Here is a 17,198-nt window from a genome sequence, read left to right on the forward strand (position 1 = left end):
CCCGATCCCCGGGGCAGGGTGCGCTGCGTTCGATGTGGGACATCGACACCGCAGGGCTGAACATCGCCGTCCGCCGGGTCGAGGACGCCCCGAACTGACCCCGGGCGGCCGCGCGCGTCCGGCTGCTGCCGCTCGATCCCGCGCGGTGGCGCCACCTCGCGCCCGGCGACATCATCACCGTGCAGGAACGGCGACCGGCCGCCGGGACCGCGGTGGCCACCGCGGGCATGCACCAAGCGGGTGTCCGACGGGGCAGTCGTCGGGCGCGGTCGAGCGGTCAGGCGCGGTTCAGCGACGCGAGACCGCGCCGCAGGAAGTCACGCTCGGCCGAATTCTCGGTGCGGGCGATCGCTGCCTCGTACGCGAGTGCCGCCTCGCTGTCGCGGCCCAGGCGCCGCAGCAGATCGGCCCGGATGGCGTGGAAGAGGTGGAAGCCGCCGAGGTCGAGACTGTCGACGAGGGCCAGTCCCGCCCCCGGGCCTTCGACCTCCGCCACGGCGACGGCGCGGTTGAGGGCTACGACCGGGCTCGGGGCGAGCGCGAGCAGCTGGTCGTACAGCCGCAGGATCTGCGACCAGTCCGTGGCGGCCGCGACCGGTGCGTCGCTGTGGACGGCGTTGATCGCCGCCTGGATCTGGTACGGGCCGGGCTGACCGCGCCTCAGACACTGCCGGACCAGGGCCTGGCCCTCGGCGACGAGATCGTGGTCCCACAGACCGCGGTCCTGGTCGGTCAGCAGCACCAGGCCGCCGTCCCGCGTGGTGCGGGCGGCCCGGCGCGACTCGGTGAGCAGCATGAGTGCGAGCAGCCCCTTGACCTCGGGCTCGTCAGGCATGAGCTCGGCAAGGAGGCGTCCGAGCCGGATGGCCTCCGCACAGAGGTCTTCCCGCACCAGCCGCTCGCCCGAGCTGGCCGTATAGCCCTCGTTGAAGATGAGGTAGACGACGGCCAGCACCGGCCGGAGTCGGTCCGGGAGATCGGCGTCCTTCGGGACCCGGTAGGGGATCCGAGCGTCGCGGATCTTGCCCTTGGCCCGGACGAGCCGCTGGGCCATGGTCGGCTCAGCCACCAGGAACGCGCCCGCGATCTCCGCGGTGGTCAGCCCGCCCAGCAGCCGAAGCGTCAGAGCGACCTGGGAGGCGGGGGCGAGCGCGGGGTGGCAGCAGGTGAAGATCAGGCGCAGCCGGTCGTCGTGCACAGGATCCTCCTCGGCCGGTTCGTCGGCGGCGTGCAGCAATGCGGCCTGGGCGTACCGGTCCTCGCGGGAAGCTTCCCGGCGGAGGCGGTCGATCAGCCGGTTGCGGGCCGTGGTGATGATCCAGCCGGCCGGGCTCGGCGGCAGTCCGGTGGCCGGCCACCGCTCCACAGCCGCGGAGAACGCGTCCTGGACCGCCTCCTCGGCGATCTCGATGTCGCCGAAGCGGCGGACCAGGACGGCTACCGCGCGTCCGTACTCCGCACGGAACACGCGCTCGATCTCCGCGACGGTGCCGGCAGGCATATCGCGTGTCACTCCGCGGCTTCGCCCAGGAACGGCCGTACCTCGATCGGGAGCGTGGTCGCGCGGGCAGCCTTACGGCCCCATTCGAGCGCGGAGTCCAGATCGGGCGCCTTGACGATGCACAGCCCGCCGATGTGCTCCTTGCCTTCGGCGTACGGGCCGTCGGTCATCAGGGCGTCGCCGCCCTTGACCTGGACCACGGTGGCCGTGCTCGGGTCGTGCAGCCCTCCGGCGAAGACCCATGCGTCGGCGGCCTTCAGCTCCTGATGGAAGACGTCGAGCTCCCGCCTGATCTCTTCCAGCACCTCCGGCGCGGGCTTCTCTGCGGACGACGGCTGGATCACGCTGAGCAGGTAGTGCTTCATGGCGTCTCTCCTTGGGGTTCGAGGCCGGCCCCGTGCCGGTCTCCCACCCTCTATACGAACGGCTTCCGGCCGGATCGACACGGGCGCGGCCAAAGGTGGTCAGCTGGTGGAGGTGGGAGGCGTACGACGAGGCGCACGCCGGGGCGTTGTCCTCGACGTGAGTGCTGCCGTGGTGGGCGGTGGCGAGGCCGAGTCCGCTGCCGCCGGTGTCCGTGGCGCGTGCGCCGTCCAGGCGGGTGAAGCGGTCGAAGAGGAGTTGCCGATCGGACTTCGGGATGCCTCGCCCGTCGTCGGCGATGACGAGTTCCGGGATGCCGTCGAACGGACACCTCCGACCCGGGCGAGAACACCAACGGTCCGGACCGGGACAACATTCAGGAGGGCGACCAGAGTGCCCCCGACCAGGGGCAGTCCGCAGGGACTCGGGACAAGGAGCAGGAGCAGTCCGGTGAGAGCGCCGTCTCCGACGGTCCCGGCACCCACAGTGCCGCCCAGGTCAAGTCCAGCAGGCCCGGTGCACTTGCGGGACAGAACCGCAACTGGCCCCCTGGCGGTCTTCGGGCCGGCGGGCCGGCGCGGAGCCCACGAATGCGCGCCGCCGGGGCTACGCCCGGCGGCGAGGTTTGCCGCGCTTGCCGCCCTTGGGGCCACCGGAACCGCTCCGTGGGCTCTTGCCGGTCGAACCGGTCGACTTGCCGGCTGCGGGCTTCCGTCGTGCGCCGCCTGCAGTGGGACGCTTGGGCTTCGGTTGGGCCGGTGCCGGGGCCGGGGAGCGACCCCGTGAGCTGTTGACGGTCCGCCCGCGGACGATCCCGATGAAGTCCTCCACCAGTTCGGTGGTCTCGTCCTGTGGCCACGACAGCGCGATGCGCGACTCGGGGGCATCCGAGACCGGCCGATACGTGAGGTCCTTGCGGTGGTGCAGGCGGGCGAGTGACTGCGGGACGACGAGCAGCCCCACTCCTGCCGCCACCAGCTCGATGGCGTCCGCCGTCGTGGCGGGCCGTTCGTTCGCGGGCTGTCCCGGCAGACGCTCCCAGTCGAGGGAGTCGTCGAGGGGATGCAGCACGATGTCGTCGGCCAGATCCTCGACGGACACTTCGTCGACCGCGGCCACGACGTGGTCTTTCGGGACCACGACCACCGTGGTCTCGGTGTAGAGGGGGATCGCGCTGAGGTCCGTCCGGTCGACCGGCAACCGCACGAAACCCGCGTCGGCGCCGCCGCCCCGCAACACGTCGGGTGCGTCGGCGGCGGACACCGCGACGAGGGTCAGTGGGATTTCGGGCAGTCGCTCGTTCCAGATCCGCACCCACTTGGTCGGCGTCACGCCCGGGACATAAGCGAGCCGGAATGAAGGGGGTACTTCCGAGCCTGTCACTCCGCCAGGTTACCGGTCGTGGTCGGAGGTAGCGCACACGCTCGATACTCTTGACACCATGACGTCGCACCAGACCACCCAGACGATGAAGCCCGCGACCGCGGCGAAGAAGCTGGGTGTGTACCTTCAGGCCACCCCCGCCGAGTTCCAGGAGGGAGTCGTCTCGCGCAACGAGTTGAATGCGCTGCAGACCGAGCCGCCCGAGTGGCTGCTGGAACTGCGACGCAGCGGCCCGCATCCCCGGCCGGTGGTCGCGGCGAAGCTGGGCATCTCCATCGCGGGGCTCGCGCGTGGCGGAGTCACCGAAGCCCTCACCACCGAGGAGATCGACGCGTTGAAGAAGGACAGCCCCGAGTGGCTGCAGCGGGAACGCGCTACCCAGGCCGAGGTTCGGAAGGAAGCGACGCGCATCAAGGAGAAGAACGCAGCGCAAGCCGATCAACCCGGCCGACCGCTTTCCTGACCTGTCTCTCTTGACGATGCCGAGGTCGTCAACAGCGTCGTTCCGCTCCGTGCAAGGCGCTCAGCCGCCCGAGTGCCGGTGATCGGGATCGGGATCGGGATCGGGATCGGGATCGGGATCGGGGAGATCTGAAGTCGCTCAGGGGTGCATTCGCGCGCCCTTGAGGAGCTTGTCCACCGCGTTGCGGGGTCCGTAAACGGCCATCCCCACCAGATCGAGCTGGTCCCTGCGCACGGCCCGTACAGCCGCCCGGTTGTCCTGGTCGTTGCCCGTGCTGAACAGATCCGACGTGAACACGGCCCTCGGCAGCGAGCGGGACAGCGCACGACCGTGCGCGGCGGTCAGTGTCTCCTTCGTCCCCTCGAATACCAGCACGGGCTGGCGGAACATCGGCAGGTACGCGGTGTCATCGGCGTCCGTGTACGGCTCGCCGATCACCTCGGGTGACGCTGTGCCGAGCCCGCTGACCAGGAAGGCGGTCACATTCAGCCGCTGCCAGGACTCAAGGTCGTCGCGCAGCAGGACGGCGATCTTGGTGTCGAAGCGCACAGGCACGTTCTCATCCCCGGCACCGGCACCAGCCCCCGCCTCGGTCTCATCCTCGGTTCTCATGCTTCGAGACTCCAGGGTGCACGCCTTCTCCGTCTTGTACGTTCTTTGCGTGACGACCCGGCAGGAGATCTCCGCTTGGCGCCCGCCGGTCGCGGGTGTCGTTGAGGTCTTCCACGCCCACTTCACCGAGCACGCGTACCCCATGCACGTCCACGACGCCTGGACTCTGCTGATCGTCGACGACGGTGCGGTCCGCTACGACCTGGACCGCTACGAGCGCGGCACCCCGAGCGACACCGTGAGCCTGCTACCACCGCAGGTCCCGCACAACGGCTCACCCGCCACACCTCAGGGCTTCCGCAAGCGCGTGCTCTACCTCGACATGACACAGCTGGACGAGAGCTTCATCGGGCCGGCGGTGGACGGCCCGGACCTCACAGAGCCCGTCCTGCGCAGACGCGTCGGACAGCTGCACACAGTCCTCGCGAAGCGGGGCGACGAGTTCGAGGCGGAGAGCCGTCTGGCCTTCATCAGCGAGCGACTGCGCCGGCATCTGCGCCCCAGGCCGGCCCTCGGCAGCGCCCGCCCCGACAGCGGCATCGCCCAGAGCCTGCGTGACCTCCTCGACGAACGACTGCTTGAAGGCATCGCCCTGGAAGAGGCCGCGCGCCTGGTCCACGCCCACCCCACCCACCTCGTACGTGCCTTCAGCGGCGCCTTCGGTATCGCCCCGCACCAGTACATGACGTCCCGCCGCGTCGATCTGGCCCGCCGTCTGCTACTCGACGGACGGCCGCCGGGCGAGGTGGCGACCGCCGCCGGCTTCTACGACCAGTCCCACCTCACCCGGCACTTCAAGCGGGTCGTGGGCATCACCCCGGGCCGGTACGCCCATACCGGAGCCGTCGGCTGAGCATGGGCCGCCGGCGCTTGCTGCCACCCCCGCTCCCCAGCAGGAGAAGCACACCAACGGCCCTGGCCGCAGTCCCTACGAAGAATTCCGTTGACCGGTGTCTGCCGGGGAGTCGGGCGTCGCGCTCAGGGGCAGGAGCTGGGGGCGTTTTGCGGTGCGGCCGTCGCCGGAGGACCGACCGCGCAGACGGCGTCCGAGCCAGGGGCCGAGGAATGCGGCCACCCAGCGCAGTTCGGCTCCGGCGGTTTGCCGGCCCGCGGGGATCGCATGTGGCGGTAGGGGGAGCGCCCAAGCGTCGTCGCTGCCGGGCAGGTGGAGGGCTTGGGCAACGGCTGCGGCGATCCGCTCGTGGCCCAGGGGGCTGGCATGGAGTCGGTCCGCGGTCCACAGCCGTGGGTCGGTGGAGATGGCCTGCCGGCCGGTTTCGGCCACGGCGACCCCGTGACGGGCGGCCGCAGCACGGATGCGGGTGTTGAGGTCGAACACGCGGGACCTGATCGGCCGGGCAAGGGGCGCGATCTTCCCCACGTCGGGGAATGTCACGGTCGCCACCTGAGCCCCGGTGGCCGTGAGCGCGGCGAACATCTCTTCCAGGTGCCCGGCCACCTCTGCGGCGTTGAACCGGGGCCGGAGCAGGTCGTTGACCCCGGCGACGACGGTGGCCAGGTCGGGGCGCAAGGCCAGGGCGGGCCCCAGCTGTTCAGCGCGGACCTGGCCGGCGACACGTCCTCGTACGGCCAGGTTGGCGTACCGAAGCCCGGGGTTGACGGCCGCGAGGTGCTCGGCGAGCCGGTCGGCCCAGCCGCGTAGGCCGATGATGTCGTTGCCGTCGCCGAGCCCTTCGGTCTGGCTGTCGCCCAGGGCGACGTAGCGCTGGTACTCACCGTTCGGCATGAGTCGTCTGCCTTTCCCTCAGGACCGCCGCGATCCGCAGGCACCAGTCCCGGTGGCCCTGCTCGAAGGCCAGGCCGCGCAGGCACGTCAGGTACGGCCCGATCCGCTCGCCGCGGAGCAGGAACTCCGCCTCGTCCGCATCGCCGCGCATCTGCCGCAGCAGTTTGCCCAGAAGCTCGATCTTGGCCTCGGCCGCGGACGCTCGCTCTTCGAGCTGTTCGATCACCGGCGCGGTGCCGATGCGGTCGGCGGCCTGGACCTTGACGAGCAGATCGTCGCGGATGAACGAGGGCTTCGATACGCCTGCGGCAAACTTCTCCAGCTCGGCGCGACCGGCGTCGGTGACGGTGAACAGGCGCTTGTTGGGCCGGGCCTCCTGGATCACCTGTCGCCCCGCGACCAGCCCTTCCTTCTCCAGCTTGGTCAGCTCGGCATACAGCTGCTGGGGCAGGGCGTGCCAGAAGTTCGCGACGCCGATATCGAACGCTTTCGCCAGCTGGTATCCGCTGTACTCGCCGTCCAGCAGCGCCGCCAGCACGGCATGTCGCAAGGCCATCGAAGCAGCCCCTCCCTCTTCCTCGTCCCCACCACATCATACGCAAGAAATTGACTAGTCACATCCTTGAGTATCAGGAGGAACGTGGAGAGTGCGGAACACGTTTCCGGAGTCAGCAGAGACTCCGGGCAGCGTTGGGCTCCATGCCATGCCCGGCGGCGCTGGTGCGGCCCGGCAGAACCGGCGGATCTTTGCTCAGGAGTCCGCCGGGGGTATGAGGTGGCCGAGTCCCTCGGCGCAGCCCTTGGCGGCCTCGGCCGAGCGCGGCAGCATGACGCTCTCGTAGGCACGGACGGCGTCGTCGACGCTGGGTTCGGTGACGAGGGCGTGGGCGAGGTCGACGCCGTCGAGCATGGCGAGGTTGGCACCCAGCCCGAGAGGGGGCATCAGGTGTGCGGCGTCGCCCAGCAGGGTGACACCGGGTACGTGCTCCCAGGTGTGTGGGACGGGCAGTGCGAACAGAGGCCGGTTGACGAACTCGCCGTCGTTGTACCGCAGGAGATGGAGCAGGCTCTCGTCCCAGCCCTCGTACACCGTCAGCAGGTGCTTGCGCACGGCCGCCGTGTCACCAAGGTCCAGGCCGGCGGTCGTATGCCAGTTCTCCGGGGCACGGAACGCGATGTAGGCGCGGATGTGGCTATTGCTGTTGCGCTGGGCGAACAGGCCCTTGCCGCCGGCCTTCGCCATCATGGTGCCGTCGCCGACCAGCCGCGAGAGAGCGGCATGGCGGGTGTCGCAGTCGTCGAAGCCGATGTCGACGAAGGTGACACCGGTGTAGTCGGGCGTGGCGTCGGACAGGGCCGGGCGGACACGTGACCAGGCGCCGTCGGCGCCGACGACCAGGTCGAAGTCCTCAGTGGTGCCGTCGCTGAAGAGCAGGCGGCGTTTGCCGTGCCCGAGCAGGTCGACCCCGCTGACGGTGCGGTCCCACCGGACAGTGCCCGCCGTGAGGGATTCCAGGAGAAGACCGCGCAACTGGCCTCGGTCGATCTCCGGCCTGTCGGCGTCGGCGTCGCCGGGCTCCTCATGAGACAGGACCGTGCCAGTGGCGGGGTCGAGCAGGCGCCACTCCTGGCCTTCGGGTCGGGCCAGGGCGCGGAACCGGTCGAGCAGGCCCGCCGCGCGAAGCGCGACCTGTCCGGTGCCGGCATGCATGTCGAGAGTGCCGCCCTGAAGGCGGGCGTCGGCGGACGCCTCGTGTTCGAAGACGGTGACGGAGCGGCCGTGGAGCTGCAGAACTCGGGCGCAGGCAAGGCCGCCGAGGCCGGCGCCGACGATTGCGACGCGGGGATCACTGGCGGAGTTCATGGGGCTCTCCCTCGGGAGGTGGGTGAGTCGCCGGGAAGTCCGGCGCGCTGCGACCAAGAAAGCACACTCGCTAAATAAGTGCAATGACTACACTTTCATAGTGGGTGCACTTCGGGGTACGATGTGCCGGTGACCGAACCGACCGGGCGCCGCGAGCGCAAGAAGGCCCAGACCCGCAGGTCCCTGGCCGACGCCGCGCTCCAGCTTTTCCTCGACCGCGGCTACGACCAGGTCGGCGTCAAGGACGTCGCCGACGCCGCCGACGTGTCGGTGACCACGTTGTTCAAGCACTTCCCCAGCAAGGAGGCGCTGGTCTTCGACCAGGACGACGACCTCGAAGCGGCACTCGTCGCCGCCGTGCGCGAACGCGCCCCCGGCCAGTCGATCCCGCAAGCCCTGCGCGAGCAGGTCCTGCTGATGCAGGCCTCCGTCGCGGACCCGCGATCCGCCGCGTTCATGCGCATGGTGGAGGACACCCCGGCGCTGCGCGACTACGCCCACCGCATGTGGATGCGTCACGAAGAGGCCGTGGCGCGAGCCATCGCCGAGGAGGTCGGCGCCCCCGAAGTCGACGTCACCAGCGCCGCCCTTGCCCGTTTCGCGCTGGAAGCCCGGGGTCTCATTCAGCGGCATCCCGACCCGCGGCGTGCCGCCGACGAGGTCTTCGCCCTTCTCGAACACGGCTGGGCAACCGCCCACCCCGGCAACTGACACGCTCCTCCGGGGAAGCCGACAAGGACCGCCGCGCGGCCGCCGACGACGCCTCACCCGCAACCCACCAGGTCGACGGCAAGCCCGCCAACCGAAACGCAACGTCTCGCGAGTGTGACCGAGAGTTTTAGTTGGCGGATCATGGCCGTGGATGCTCACTGTGTGTGAGTGTGCTGGTGGGGCGGTCCGATGTCAGCAGGAGTGGCGGGAAGGACTGGGGCCAGCATGTGTGTGACTGAGCGCACTAGTTGGCCAGTGAGCATTGCACTCGGCCGTTGAGCGCGGAACTGTCCAGCGCAACGTGCTGCGTACCGGACGTGGCTGACCCGGCGCGCTTGATGTCGCGATTGGCGTCGTCTGCTGGCTCGCGCTCGTGTACGTCGCCGCCCGGCTGCGCGCGGTGCTCGGCCGACCGGCCTGGCGTCGGCGCTGGGAGCGGATCGGCGGCTGGATGTTCATCGCCCTCGGGGTTGGGGTGGCCGCCACCGAGTAACGCCCGCTAGGACCGCGTCGCCCTCCCGCACTCGTCCCCAGAGGACTCGCCCCGCCCGACCGGCGCGCTGCGGTCGTACGGGTCGACCTCCGTGCCGGCCTCGTCCGCCCGGCGGTCCGTGCCGAAGGGCGGGATGAAGTAGCCCGTGGGGGCGCCGCAGCCGCCGTTGGTCATGTCGTACTTGTACGAGACGATCGAGAATGTGCCCGGCTCGGTGATCACCTTGTCAGGGTCGTCCCAGCTCAGGACCAGCTCGCGCCGGACGATCGTGCGCACGATCTCGTCGTCGCTGCCCGCGTCCGCGCGGGTGACCGGGTAGACGAAGGTGACGTCGGCGGTCACCTGGAGCGCGCCGCGCTCGCCCTCCCGGTAGGTGAGCCGGCCCCGGGTCTTCACGACGTCGCCGACCAGGTGGGTGCGGGAGGACTGGAATCGGCTGAAGAGGAGGAGGGGGTCGTTCTTCTCGCTCGGGGTCCGGAAAGCGGCTTTCAGAAGGTCTTGGACGTCCTTCTGGTGCGGGTTGATCAGTGCAATCGCCTTCTCGGGGCGCTCGCCCCGCAGCACCCCGCGGTCCAGGCCGGACACGACGAGGAAGTCTCGGCTGCGGGCGAGGGCCCGCTCGACCTCGGCCGCGCTCATCCAGCCGACCGCCCCGGCCTTCGGCACGGTGATCCCCGCCGCTCCGCTCGCCCAGCTCGCCGCCGGCGAGCCGCGGAACGGCTCCTCCATGGTGGGGCGTTGGGCCGCCTCCGCCGGGGGCGCCTGGGTCGGGCGGGCGCTCTCGGCCGCCAGCGGCGGGGAGTCAGCGCCGGCGAACAGGTCCACTATCCGCCCCGGCGCGAGCGCCACCACCAGCAGCACCAGCGAGGCCAGCAGCCCGACCACGTACCAGCCCGTGCGCCGCTTGGGCCGCGCGGGCGTGTAGCTGCGCCAGCCCTCCAGGCCGCGGCCGGGCTCCGCGCGCAGCCGCTTCGCCACGTCGCGGGCCCGCGCCGACGGCTCCTTGGGCGCGTCGGCGGCACCCGCCACCGACGCGCGCAGAAACCGCTCCCACTCCTCGTCGGACCTGGACGAGCCGTCCGGCTCCGTACCCGCGCCCATCCCCAACCCCCTGGCAATCAGTAGACCGCGGCCCACTCCCCTGGGACGCGTCCGCATAATGACACAGAGCGCTGACAGCGGGGCCGGCTGGGCGGACGGTGTGGGTGCGCCACCCTTCCACTGCGAACTTGAGCGCGTCCGCATCCTTGACCAGCTTCATCGGGCGGACATCCAGCAGCCACATCCCGCCGCCGATCACGGTCAGGAAGTCCGGGATGTGCCAGGACAACCCGCCTGCATGCGCGAAGTCCAGCCGGAACGGCTGCGACAGCACCTCCGATGCGCCCAGGAAGTCCAGCGCGACCAGCAGCCGCATTTCCTCCAGCGACTCGAAGCCGTGCGTCCTGCCCGTTGACGCCATCACCTCAAGCCCGGGGCGATGCCGCTGCTTCGCTCGCCAGGTGAACCCCCGCATCGGCCGGGTCGACAGCACCGGCACGCGGGCCATATCCCGGATCGGCCAGCAGACCTCGCCGGCACCCACCCGCCACGTCGAGCTCCATCGACGCGACCAGCCCTCCCCGAGCAGCAGCCGATCCCGCAAGCCCGGCATCCCCGTCGTACGCCGTGACAAGTTGGTCCAGATGACTTGAATCCGACGGGATCTTCGCTCTCGCTGCCTCGCCCACGTACCCACAGCAGCACCACGCGACCGGCAACGGCGACATTTCTCGGAACCGATCGCAACGCAGCGTTACGGGACCAGGATTCGCCAACTAGCGTTGCTCGTTCGCCAACTAAAATTCTCGGTCACCACGAGGTTGTGACCGAGAATTTTAGTTGGCGAATCATGGTCTGAGATGCGCAGGTCAGGAGCGCGTGGAGAATTCTTGTTGGCGGATCTTGAGAGGGATAGTTGGCGGATCATGACTGTGGACGTTCACTGTGCGTGACGGGCGGCAGCTCTGCCAGCGACGACACCAGTGAGGCGACTGTGCCGCATACGCCTGCGAGATGGCAGACTCGACCAGCAACAGAGCTCCAGTGGAAACGAGTTGGCGTGAGAGTCCTGGTTCTGCTGGAACTCCGTCCCCGTCAGCATGGAGCGCGGCGGCTACTGCTGCCCTGAACCTGCAGCGAGCCTGCGCTCTGCCGGTCAGCGGGCCCGTCCCACCTGCAGCGGCGCGTCCCGGCACACCGGCCCTCGACTCCGGCCGTTCGAGCGTCGACCTTCACGACCTGCTCGGGTACTTGGACCCGGCCGAACTGGCGGCCGAAATCACGCTGACCGGCCAGCGCGACAATCGGCGTGCTCCGAGCCACCTTGCTACGCGACGGCAGGATCAGCGTCTTGGGGCGCAGCTGGGGCACTCCGACGACCGCCGCCCGGGTAGCCGTCGGCACCGACGACGTCGACGGCTGGGATTTCTGGTGCCTGACCATCGCCGGCGTCGAGCAGTCGCTCGCCGAGTTCCGCGACGCCCACGAATAACCCAGCGCACCGGCGTGAGGGGGACATCCCTGCGCGGGCGTGCGCTTTCCCCATGTGGCCGCACTCAAGGCCGTGTTGACGGGAACCGGCAAGCCACTGCCCCCATCGGCATCCACCCGGCCGCGTGGTGCTGGTGGAGACGGTGAATGGCAGTACGCGCCTGGCCGCGAGTGACACCGTACCGGCACGTGTGCCGTCCATCGGGGATGCGTGATCAGTGAGCGCGGCGTTTTCTGCTCCGCTTCGCCTTCGCCGACCTGCTGGCCCTGCTGCCGCTCACTGTGGCTTTGTAAAGGCGGATGGAGGCCAGGGCCACGGCTGGGCTGGTGGATGCCGATATGGGCATCCATCTGCCAGTTGCTTCACGGAGGGGCACTCGTGGATCGAGGCGAGCGGCGCAGGGGCCGCTACTGCGCCGAGCTGTACACCACCGCCCTGGTCGTCAGACCTGGCGGCCAAGACGTGATCAACCTGCTGGGGCGCAGGGCGGTGCACCGGGGCGTTCAGGTTCCCAGTTCCGACGGGGTTGTCGGGGTGCTGGCTGATCCAGGCCAGGCCGATGGGGTCCAGGTGGTTGCGGGCTCGGGTAACGGCGACGTACGCCAGGCGGGCTTTTGCCTCGTCGATGGGCCGGGGAACGGGATGGCCTTGGGCATCGACTTGGTCGCTGTCGGCGGGTGGTGTGAAGTCGGGTGCGATGCGCACCCGGGCCCATTCCCGGCCTTTGGCCTTGTGGGCGGTGGACACGGTGACCTCGGCGGCGGCTTCGGGAGCCAGGCGGTCGACGGCCTGGAGGATGGCCTCCGGGCCGTGCTCGTCGATGAGGTTGGCGAAGGGCTGCAGGTCGCTGCCGGCCGGGTCGTGCTCGGCGTAGTCGCGCAGTGCACTCCAGGTGGTGAAGAGCACGAGTTCGGGGTGGTGGGTAGGGCGTCCCTGGATGAGGTCGCGGGCGGCCGACGCAAGGGTGCGCAGCGAATCCCCGCCGCCGACCAGTGCTGTCGCGGCGCCGGATGCGATGAGGGCGAGGACCTCGGTCATAGCTCCGACATTGGTCCGGCACAAGACTGCGTCCGGGCGTCCCGTGCGGGATCCGACGGTGGTGGGGATGTCGGGTGTTCCGGAGAGCCGGATGGGTGCGTTGCTGAGGGTGAGCCAGCGGTTGGCCTCAATGGCGAGCGCAGGGCCGAAGCGGAAGGAGCGGGTGAGGGTGAGGTGGTGGCCAGCGAACCGGGCCATCACATCGCGGGCGCCGCGCCAGCCGTAGATGGCCTGCGCCGAGTCGCCGACCATGACGATCTGGGTGCGCTCCTTGTGGGCCAGAACGATCTGCTCGAGGACGGGGTTGGTGTCCTGCGCCTCGTCCAGCAGCAGAAAGTCGCCGGGCAGGACGGGTTCGCTCAGGGCCCACATCTTCAGGTAGTGGTCGTGCTCGAAACGCACCGTGCCGCCGTGCGGGTCGTGCAGGTCGGCCCACGCCTTGTCCGCGTACGGCAGGATCAGGTCGGCCAGCTCCGCATGGTCGTCCGGGTCGTCGATGCCCCGCAGATGCGGAACATGATGGTGGGCCAGTTCCGCATCGGCCGATTGGCAGAAGCGGGTCACCGTGCGCAGCGCCGCGTTGGAGAGGGTTGCTGGCATCAGGCCCACCCGGCCGATCTTGGCTGGGGTGTGCAGGCCCAGGTCCTGGCCGATCTGCCAGCCGGGCCTGCGGGGACTGTTGAGACGGCCGCGGTAGAGGTGGCCGAGAGCGGCGTAGGCCAGCGAGTGGGCGGTCTTGCACTGCACCGTCGGCGGAAAACGGGCGGCGGCATCCAGGGCGATGGAGCGGTTGAAGGCGACATAGCGCCCACGCCGCCGGGGCATCTGCGCGGCGAGGAATTCGAGCGTAGACGTCTTGCCGGTGCCGGCGCCGGCCTGGATGGCGAGATGGCCGCCGCTTCGGAAAGCCTCCAGAGCGGCGGTCTGACTGAGCTCGTGGGCGCGGTGGTAAGGCTGACGTTGCGGCCTCGCGCTGCAGGGTGCTCCCGTTGGGCAGATGTGTCCCGCGCGGCGGCTGTTGGTGTTCTCCAGTGCGATGACGCCGGCCCGTCCAGCAGGTCCGAGCCGCCCTCGGCAGCATCCGAACCTGCGCACACGACTCCGGAGGGCTCAAGAATCGACCGACCGAGGACGTCAGGCGGGTGCCTATCCCGCCTCACCTCGTAGCCGTGTTGCGCGAGCACCTGGCCACCTTTGGCACGGCGGATGACGGGCGGCTTTTCTTCAGCGAGAAGGGCTCGGTTGTCCCGTCCTCTACCTACTACCGGGTCTGGCAGGAGGCTCGGCTCCTCGCTCTCCCGCCGGCCGCCGCGGCCTCGCCGCTCGCAAGTCGCCCATACGACCTTCGGCACTCGGCGCTGTCGACGTGGCTCAACGCTGGCGTTGACCCGACCGAGGTCGCCGAGCGTGCTGGCAACAGCGTTGAGGTCCTGCTGACCCGCTACGCGAAGTGCCTCGACGGGCGGCAGGACGTAGCCAACCGGCGTATCGAGGACTTGCTTCGCGAATACGAGTGACACGGCCTGTCCCAAGATCGAAGTCCCTGGACTTTTGTTCAGGGGCTTCGCTGTTCCTGGGCCGACTCCATCGGTTCGGCCCGTGGCGCTTGGCGACCACAGCGTCATCAGCCCCACCGGGAGACGATGGCTTCCTCGACGCTGAAGACGGCATCGCACTCGGCGCACTGCGCGTTACCGAAGACGTAGGTCAATTTACGGGCGATGTCCGACTGACCGTCGGCGAGTGCGCGGGAGTAGAGCCTTTGGGCCAGTCCCTCCAAAGTTGCGGGCGCCTGAGGTCGCAGCGGCACCTGCCTCGCCGTGGTGGAGGGCTCCATGTACATGCTGTCGGTGGTCGAGAAGAAGCCGTACTTGCCGAAGGCTATGAAGTTCTCCGCACTGCACGCAGGGCAGGGCACCTCGTACTCCTCGTCGTTCAGCCCGTCGAGTTGCTCGCCCCAGATCTCGACGCCCTGGAAACTGTCAATCCCCTCGCAGTGTGGAGACGGTCTATGCGGCCAGTCCCTCGGCGAGGGTGGCTCGGTAGTCACGTTCGTAGTCGATCGGACTCTTGAACCCGCATACGCTGTGTAGCCGCCTGGCGTTGTAGAAGTCAGTGATCCAGGTGGCGATCCTGATGCGGGCCTCAGTACGGGTGCCGAAGGTGTGCCGGTGGACGTACTCGACCTTGAGCACGCTGTTGAACGCCTCGCTCACGGCGTTATCGAAACAAGATCCGACTCTGCCCATGGACTGGGTGATGTCCAGCTTGCGGCAGGCCCGCTGGAACTTCCCGGAGCAGTACTCGCTGCCCCTGTCGGTCTGCATGATCACGCCGCGGACGTCGCCTCCACGGGTGACCGCGGCCATGTGCAGGGACGCGACGACGAGTTCGGCGTCGTGCCGGGTGCCCATCGCATAGCCGAGCAGCCGGCGGGAGAACAGGTCGATCACGGTGGCGAGGTAGAGCTTGCCCTCGCCGGTGTCGATCTCGGTCATGTCGCCTGCCCAGACGAGGTCGGGTTCCTCGGCGGTGAAGTCCCAGCGTACGAAGTCCGGGGCCGCGGGCCGCTTGCCCGGCCGGGTCAGCGACCGACGCCCGCGGATCTTTCGTCCGGCCAGGCCGAGTTCGGCCATCAGCTTCGCGACGGTGTTCACCGACACCCGCCATCCACGTCGGCACCATGCGTCGCTTCAAGGGACTGGAATACCAGCGCCTCGTCATCGTCGGCGCCAACGACCGCCTCGTGCCGAGGACGGAGGCCATCAACCGGTGCCGCACCGAAGACCCCGCACGCTACTGGCGAGAGCTGCGCAAGGCCCGCTCGATGCTCTTCGTCGCCGCCACCCGGACCCGCGACGCTCTCACCATCACCTGCCCGGGCATAGCAGGGGCAGCTCCGCACGAGGGAAGACACGCATTTACCCGCCAAGACCCGGAGATACCAGGCCAGACAGGTAATGCGACGCCGGTAGGATGTGCTGGCCTGTTTCATGTCCCCCTTCGCAAGGAGAGCCATCGTGGCTGACCCCTGGATGTCTGCTGACGACATCGCGGCGCACCTTGGCGTTACCAAGGACACCGTCTACACGTGGATCGCCGAGCGCGGGATGCCCGCGCACAAGGTCGGCCGGCTTTGGAAGTTTCAGGCCGGCGAGGTCGACGACTGGGTGCGCGCTGGCAACGCCGCCTCCCCGGCCCAGCCCTCTTGAGCCTCTGGGGCTTGATCTCCGTGCACAAGATGATGACCTTCGTGAAGGAGGCGGAGTGAGCAAGCCTGACGGCGCCGGGCGCTACCGGCTGTCCTTCACCGTTGGCGGGCTCTTCGTGCAGGAGGCTTCGATCGCGGCGTACCTGTACCTGCACCGAACCCGTGACTGGGCCCAGGTACGCGAGGCACTGGACGCGGACAACCTGCTGCAGGCCCGTACAGCCTCCTCGGCCCGTCGGATGGGCCGGGAGCTGGTGCAGCGCATGGCCGAGCTTGACAACAACGAGCTCGAGTTGCTGATGGAGGGCAGCTCGACTGAGTGGGCCTACCTGATGTGGGTTGCGGCCTGCCGCCGCTATGCCCTAGTTGGGCAGTTCGCCGAGGAGGTAGTGCGAGAACGCTTCTTGCTGATGACCCCGTCCTTGGAGCCGGAGCGGTTTGAGGACTTCGTACGGTCCAAGGCGTTGTGGCACGACGAGCTCGACGACCTGAGCGAGAGCACGCTGCGCAAGCTGCGCACCACTGTGTACCTGATGCTGCGCGAGGCTGGCCTGCTGACCGAGGCAGGGCAGATCATGCCCGCGCTGCTCTCAGAGCCTTTGACCCGCCTGTTGCGCCGCCGTCAGCCTTCCCAGGTCCGGTTCTTTCCGACCCTGATACCCCTGACCGGAGACGACGATGACTGATCGGACCTTGCCAGAGCAGGAAAAGCACATGTTCGACGTGCTCTCCTCTGACCGTTTTCTGCGCATGGAGGGGCTGGGTAACGAGGTGCCCTTCTTCATCCAGTGGTACCCATCGGACTGGGCGCGAGGGATGGACGATGCCCGCAAGCGGGTAAGTAACCGGCTGTCCGCGCAGGGCATCACTGTGCGGGAGATCAACCTGTACGATCTGTCGATCGACCTGCTTAAGGACCGGGGGGTGTGGGAGCAGGTGCTGGCCGTGGAGCCGGAGTTGGGCAAGGACGAGTTCCGTGAGCTGTTGCAAAACATGCTTGACCCGCAGCAGCACCTGGCCCCGGCTGTCGGCGAACGGATTGCCGACGGCGGCTTCGACATCCTGTTCCTGACCGGGATCGGGGAGCTCTTCCCCTACATCCGCTCCCACAACGTGCTCAACAACCTGCAGAGCGTCGTGGTGGTCAAACCGATGCTCATGTTCTTTCCCGGCAAGTACGCGCAGTCCGAGACTCTCGGGTCCTCGCTGGTGCTGTTCGGGCTGCTGCAGGACGACCAGTACTACCGAGCCAAGGACATCCAGGAACAGGAGGCCTGAG

At 68.9% G+C, this 17,198-nt stretch carries 19 protein-coding genes and 3 pseudogenes; 10 read left to right on the forward strand and 12 right to left on the reverse strand.

Going from position 1 to position 17,198, the window contains the following annotated elements:
• Nucleotides 1-277: 277 nt before the first annotated feature.
• The 4 genes and pseudogenes from AB0D12_RS10250 to AB0D12_RS10265 all read right to left on the reverse strand — a co-directional run bounded on the left by AB0D12_RS10250 (nucleotide 278) and on the right by AB0D12_RS10265 (nucleotide 3,247).
• Nucleotides 278-1,501, reverse strand: coding sequence for an RNA polymerase sigma factor (locus AB0D12_RS10250; RefSeq protein ID WP_362679176.1), 1,224 nt, complete (start codon nucleotides 1,499-1,501; stop codon nucleotides 278-280).
• 8 nt (nucleotides 1,502-1,509) lie between these two features.
• Complete coding sequence (locus tag AB0D12_RS10255) at nucleotides 1,510-1,866, reverse strand: YciI family protein (RefSeq protein WP_362679179.1); 357 nt, start codon at nucleotides 1,864-1,866, stop codon at nucleotides 1,510-1,512.
• Nucleotides 1,867-2,047: 181 nt separating this feature from the next.
• A pseudogene (locus AB0D12_RS10260) lies at nucleotides 2,048-2,284 on the reverse strand (ATP-binding protein); the annotation flags it as partial.
• Between the two features lie 186 nt (nucleotides 2,285-2,470).
• Nucleotides 2,471-3,247, reverse strand: coding sequence for a LysR substrate-binding domain-containing protein (locus tag AB0D12_RS10265; protein ID WP_362679182.1), 777 nt, complete (start codon nucleotides 3,245-3,247; stop codon nucleotides 2,471-2,473).
• 58 nt (nucleotides 3,248-3,305) lie between these two features.
• On the opposite strand from AB0D12_RS10265, the gene AB0D12_RS10270 reads away from it, so the two are divergent.
• Nucleotides 3,306-3,710, forward strand: coding sequence for a DUF5997 family protein (locus AB0D12_RS10270; protein ID WP_362679185.1), 405 nt, complete (start codon nucleotides 3,306-3,308; stop codon nucleotides 3,708-3,710).
• A gap of 138 nt (nucleotides 3,711-3,848) precedes the next feature.
• On the opposite strand, the gene AB0D12_RS10275 is transcribed toward AB0D12_RS10270, so the two are convergent.
• Nucleotides 3,849-4,322 (reverse strand): DUF2000 domain-containing protein, encoded by a 474-nt coding sequence (locus AB0D12_RS10275; protein WP_362679188.1) that lies wholly within the window; start codon nucleotides 4,320-4,322, stop codon nucleotides 3,849-3,851.
• Here AB0D12_RS10275 and AB0D12_RS10280 point away from each other — a divergent pair.
• Nucleotides 4,321-5,175 carry an AraC family transcriptional regulator gene (locus AB0D12_RS10280; RefSeq protein WP_362679191.1) on the forward strand — a complete coding sequence of 285 codons (855 nt, stop codon included), beginning with the start codon at nucleotides 4,321-4,323 and terminating at the stop codon, nucleotides 5,173-5,175. The genes AB0D12_RS10275 and AB0D12_RS10280 overlap by 2 nt on opposite strands.
• Before the next feature lie 75 nt (nucleotides 5,176-5,250).
• On the opposite strand, the gene AB0D12_RS10285 is transcribed toward AB0D12_RS10280, so the two are convergent.
• The 3 genes from AB0D12_RS10285 to AB0D12_RS10295 all read right to left on the reverse strand — a co-directional run bounded on the left by AB0D12_RS10285 (nucleotide 5,251) and on the right by AB0D12_RS10295 (nucleotide 7,933).
• Complete coding sequence (locus tag AB0D12_RS10285) at nucleotides 5,251-6,069, reverse strand: SGNH/GDSL hydrolase family protein (protein WP_362679194.1); 819 nt, start codon at nucleotides 6,067-6,069, stop codon at nucleotides 5,251-5,253.
• Nucleotides 6,056-6,625 (reverse strand): PadR family transcriptional regulator, encoded by a 570-nt coding sequence (locus tag AB0D12_RS10290; RefSeq protein ID WP_362679197.1) that lies wholly within the window; start codon nucleotides 6,623-6,625, stop codon nucleotides 6,056-6,058. Before AB0D12_RS10290 ends, AB0D12_RS10285 begins: the two co-directional genes overlap by 14 nt.
• A gap of 195 nt (nucleotides 6,626-6,820) precedes the next feature.
• Nucleotides 6,821-7,933, reverse strand: coding sequence for an NAD(P)/FAD-dependent oxidoreductase (locus AB0D12_RS10295; RefSeq protein ID WP_362679200.1), 1,113 nt, complete (start codon nucleotides 7,931-7,933; stop codon nucleotides 6,821-6,823).
• Nucleotides 7,934-8,062: 129 nt separating this feature from the next.
• Between AB0D12_RS10295 and AB0D12_RS10300 the strand changes: the two genes are divergently transcribed.
• Nucleotides 8,063-8,644, forward strand: coding sequence for a helix-turn-helix domain-containing protein (locus AB0D12_RS10300; RefSeq protein WP_362679202.1), 582 nt, complete (start codon nucleotides 8,063-8,065; stop codon nucleotides 8,642-8,644).
• Between the two features lie 499 nt (nucleotides 8,645-9,143).
• Here AB0D12_RS10300 and AB0D12_RS10305 read toward each other — a convergent pair whose 3' ends face one another.
• Nucleotides 9,144-10,238 (reverse strand): hypothetical protein, encoded by a 1,095-nt coding sequence (locus tag AB0D12_RS10305; protein ID WP_362679204.1) that lies wholly within the window; start codon nucleotides 10,236-10,238, stop codon nucleotides 9,144-9,146.
• A 401-nt stretch (nucleotides 10,239-10,639) separates the two neighbouring features.
• Between AB0D12_RS10305 and AB0D12_RS10310 the strand changes: the two genes are divergently transcribed.
• Together AB0D12_RS10310 and AB0D12_RS10315 are read left to right on the forward strand one after the other, a co-directional pair.
• A complete protein-coding gene (locus AB0D12_RS10310) occupies nucleotides 10,640-10,831 on the forward strand; it encodes a hypothetical protein (protein WP_362679207.1) in 192 nt (63 codons plus the stop codon).
• Between the two features lie 698 nt (nucleotides 10,832-11,529).
• On the forward strand, nucleotides 11,530-11,670 hold the full coding sequence (locus AB0D12_RS10315) for a hypothetical protein (RefSeq protein WP_362679210.1): 141 nt from the start codon (nucleotides 11,530-11,532) through the stop codon (nucleotides 11,668-11,670).
• A gap of 276 nt (nucleotides 11,671-11,946) precedes the next feature.
• Here AB0D12_RS10315 and AB0D12_RS10320 read toward each other — a convergent pair whose 3' ends face one another.
• A complete protein-coding gene (locus AB0D12_RS10320) occupies nucleotides 11,947-13,803 on the reverse strand; it encodes a UvrD-helicase domain-containing protein (protein ID WP_362679213.1) in 1,857 nt (618 codons plus the stop codon).
• Here AB0D12_RS10320 and AB0D12_RS10325 point away from each other — a divergent pair.
• A pseudogene (locus tag AB0D12_RS10325) lies at nucleotides 13,803-14,225 on the forward strand (site-specific integrase); the annotation flags it as partial. The gene AB0D12_RS10320 and the pseudogene AB0D12_RS10325 sit on opposite strands and share 1 nt — an antisense overlap.
• Nucleotides 14,226-14,332: 107 nt before the next feature.
• Here AB0D12_RS10325 and AB0D12_RS10330 read toward each other — a convergent pair.
• Both AB0D12_RS10330 and AB0D12_RS10335 read right to left on the reverse strand, forming a co-directional pair.
• The gene (locus AB0D12_RS10330) at nucleotides 14,333-14,758 is read right to left on the reverse strand and encodes a hypothetical protein (RefSeq protein ID WP_362679216.1); all 426 of its coding nucleotides are present in this window, start codon (nucleotides 14,756-14,758) and stop codon (nucleotides 14,333-14,335) included.
• Complete coding sequence (locus AB0D12_RS10335; protein ID WP_362679219.1) at nucleotides 14,718-15,371, reverse strand: IS3 family transposase; 654 nt, start codon at nucleotides 15,369-15,371, stop codon at nucleotides 14,718-14,720. Before AB0D12_RS10335 ends, AB0D12_RS10330 begins: the two co-directional genes overlap by 41 nt.
• A 5-nt stretch (nucleotides 15,372-15,376) precedes the next feature.
• Between AB0D12_RS10335 and AB0D12_RS10340 the strand changes: the two are divergent.
• The 4 genes and pseudogenes from AB0D12_RS10340 to AB0D12_RS10355 form a co-directional block, all read left to right on the forward strand.
• Nucleotides 15,377-15,583, forward strand: a pseudogene (locus AB0D12_RS10340) (3'-5' exonuclease); the annotation flags it as partial.
• A gap of 142 nt (nucleotides 15,584-15,725) precedes the next feature.
• Nucleotides 15,726-15,920: a helix-turn-helix domain-containing protein gene (locus tag AB0D12_RS10345; RefSeq protein WP_362679718.1), complete on the forward strand. Its 195-nt coding sequence runs from the start codon at nucleotides 15,726-15,728 to the stop codon at nucleotides 15,918-15,920.
• Nucleotides 15,921-15,975: 55 nt separating this feature from the next.
• Nucleotides 15,976-16,605: a DUF1819 family protein gene (locus AB0D12_RS10350; RefSeq protein WP_362679222.1), complete on the forward strand. Its 630-nt coding sequence runs from the start codon at nucleotides 15,976-15,978 to the stop codon at nucleotides 16,603-16,605.
• A 28-nt stretch (nucleotides 16,606-16,633) separates the two neighbouring features.
• A complete protein-coding gene (locus AB0D12_RS10355; protein ID WP_362679224.1) occupies nucleotides 16,634-17,197 on the forward strand; it encodes a DUF1788 domain-containing protein in 564 nt (187 codons plus the stop codon).
• Nucleotide 17,198 lies beyond the last annotated feature (1 nt).

Source organism: Streptomyces sp. NPDC048479 (assembly GCF_040651435.1).
Taxonomy (GTDB): Bacteria; Actinomycetota; Actinomycetes; order Streptomycetales; family Streptomycetaceae; genus Streptomyces.

Bases quoted from the DNA above. Each gene is read 5' to 3' on its own strand.
- AB0D12_RS10250 (WP_362679176.1), bottom strand. From the start codon at position 1,501: ATGCCTGCCGGCACCGTCGCGGAGATCGAGCGCGTGTTCCGTGCGGAG.
- AB0D12_RS10255 (WP_362679179.1), bottom strand. From the start codon at position 1,866: ATGAAGCACTACCTGCTCAGCGTGATCCAGCCGTCGTCCGCAGAGAAG.
- AB0D12_RS10270 (WP_362679185.1), top strand. From the start codon at position 3,306: ATGACGTCGCACCAGACCACCCAGACGATGAAGCCCGCGACCGCGGCG.
- AB0D12_RS10280 (WP_362679191.1), top strand. From the start codon at position 4,321: ATGCTTCGAGACTCCAGGGTGCACGCCTTCTCCGTCTTGTACGTTCTT.
- AB0D12_RS10275 (WP_362679188.1), bottom strand. From the start codon at position 4,322: ATGAGAACCGAGGATGAGACCGAGGCGGGGGCTGGTGCCGGTGCCGGG.
- AB0D12_RS10285 (WP_362679194.1), bottom strand. From the start codon at position 6,069: ATGCCGAACGGTGAGTACCAGCGCTACGTCGCCCTGGGCGACAGCCAG.
- AB0D12_RS10290 (WP_362679197.1), bottom strand. From the start codon at position 6,625: ATGGCCTTGCGACATGCCGTGCTGGCGGCGCTGCTGGACGGCGAGTAC.
- AB0D12_RS10295 (WP_362679200.1), bottom strand. From the start codon at position 7,933: ATGAACTCCGCCAGTGATCCCCGCGTCGCAATCGTCGGCGCCGGCCTC.
- AB0D12_RS10305 (WP_362679204.1), bottom strand. From the start codon at position 10,238: ATGGGCGCGGGTACGGAGCCGGACGGCTCGTCCAGGTCCGACGAGGAG.
- AB0D12_RS10355 (WP_362679224.1), top strand. From the start codon at position 16,634: ATGTTCGACGTGCTCTCCTCTGACCGTTTTCTGCGCATGGAGGGGCTG.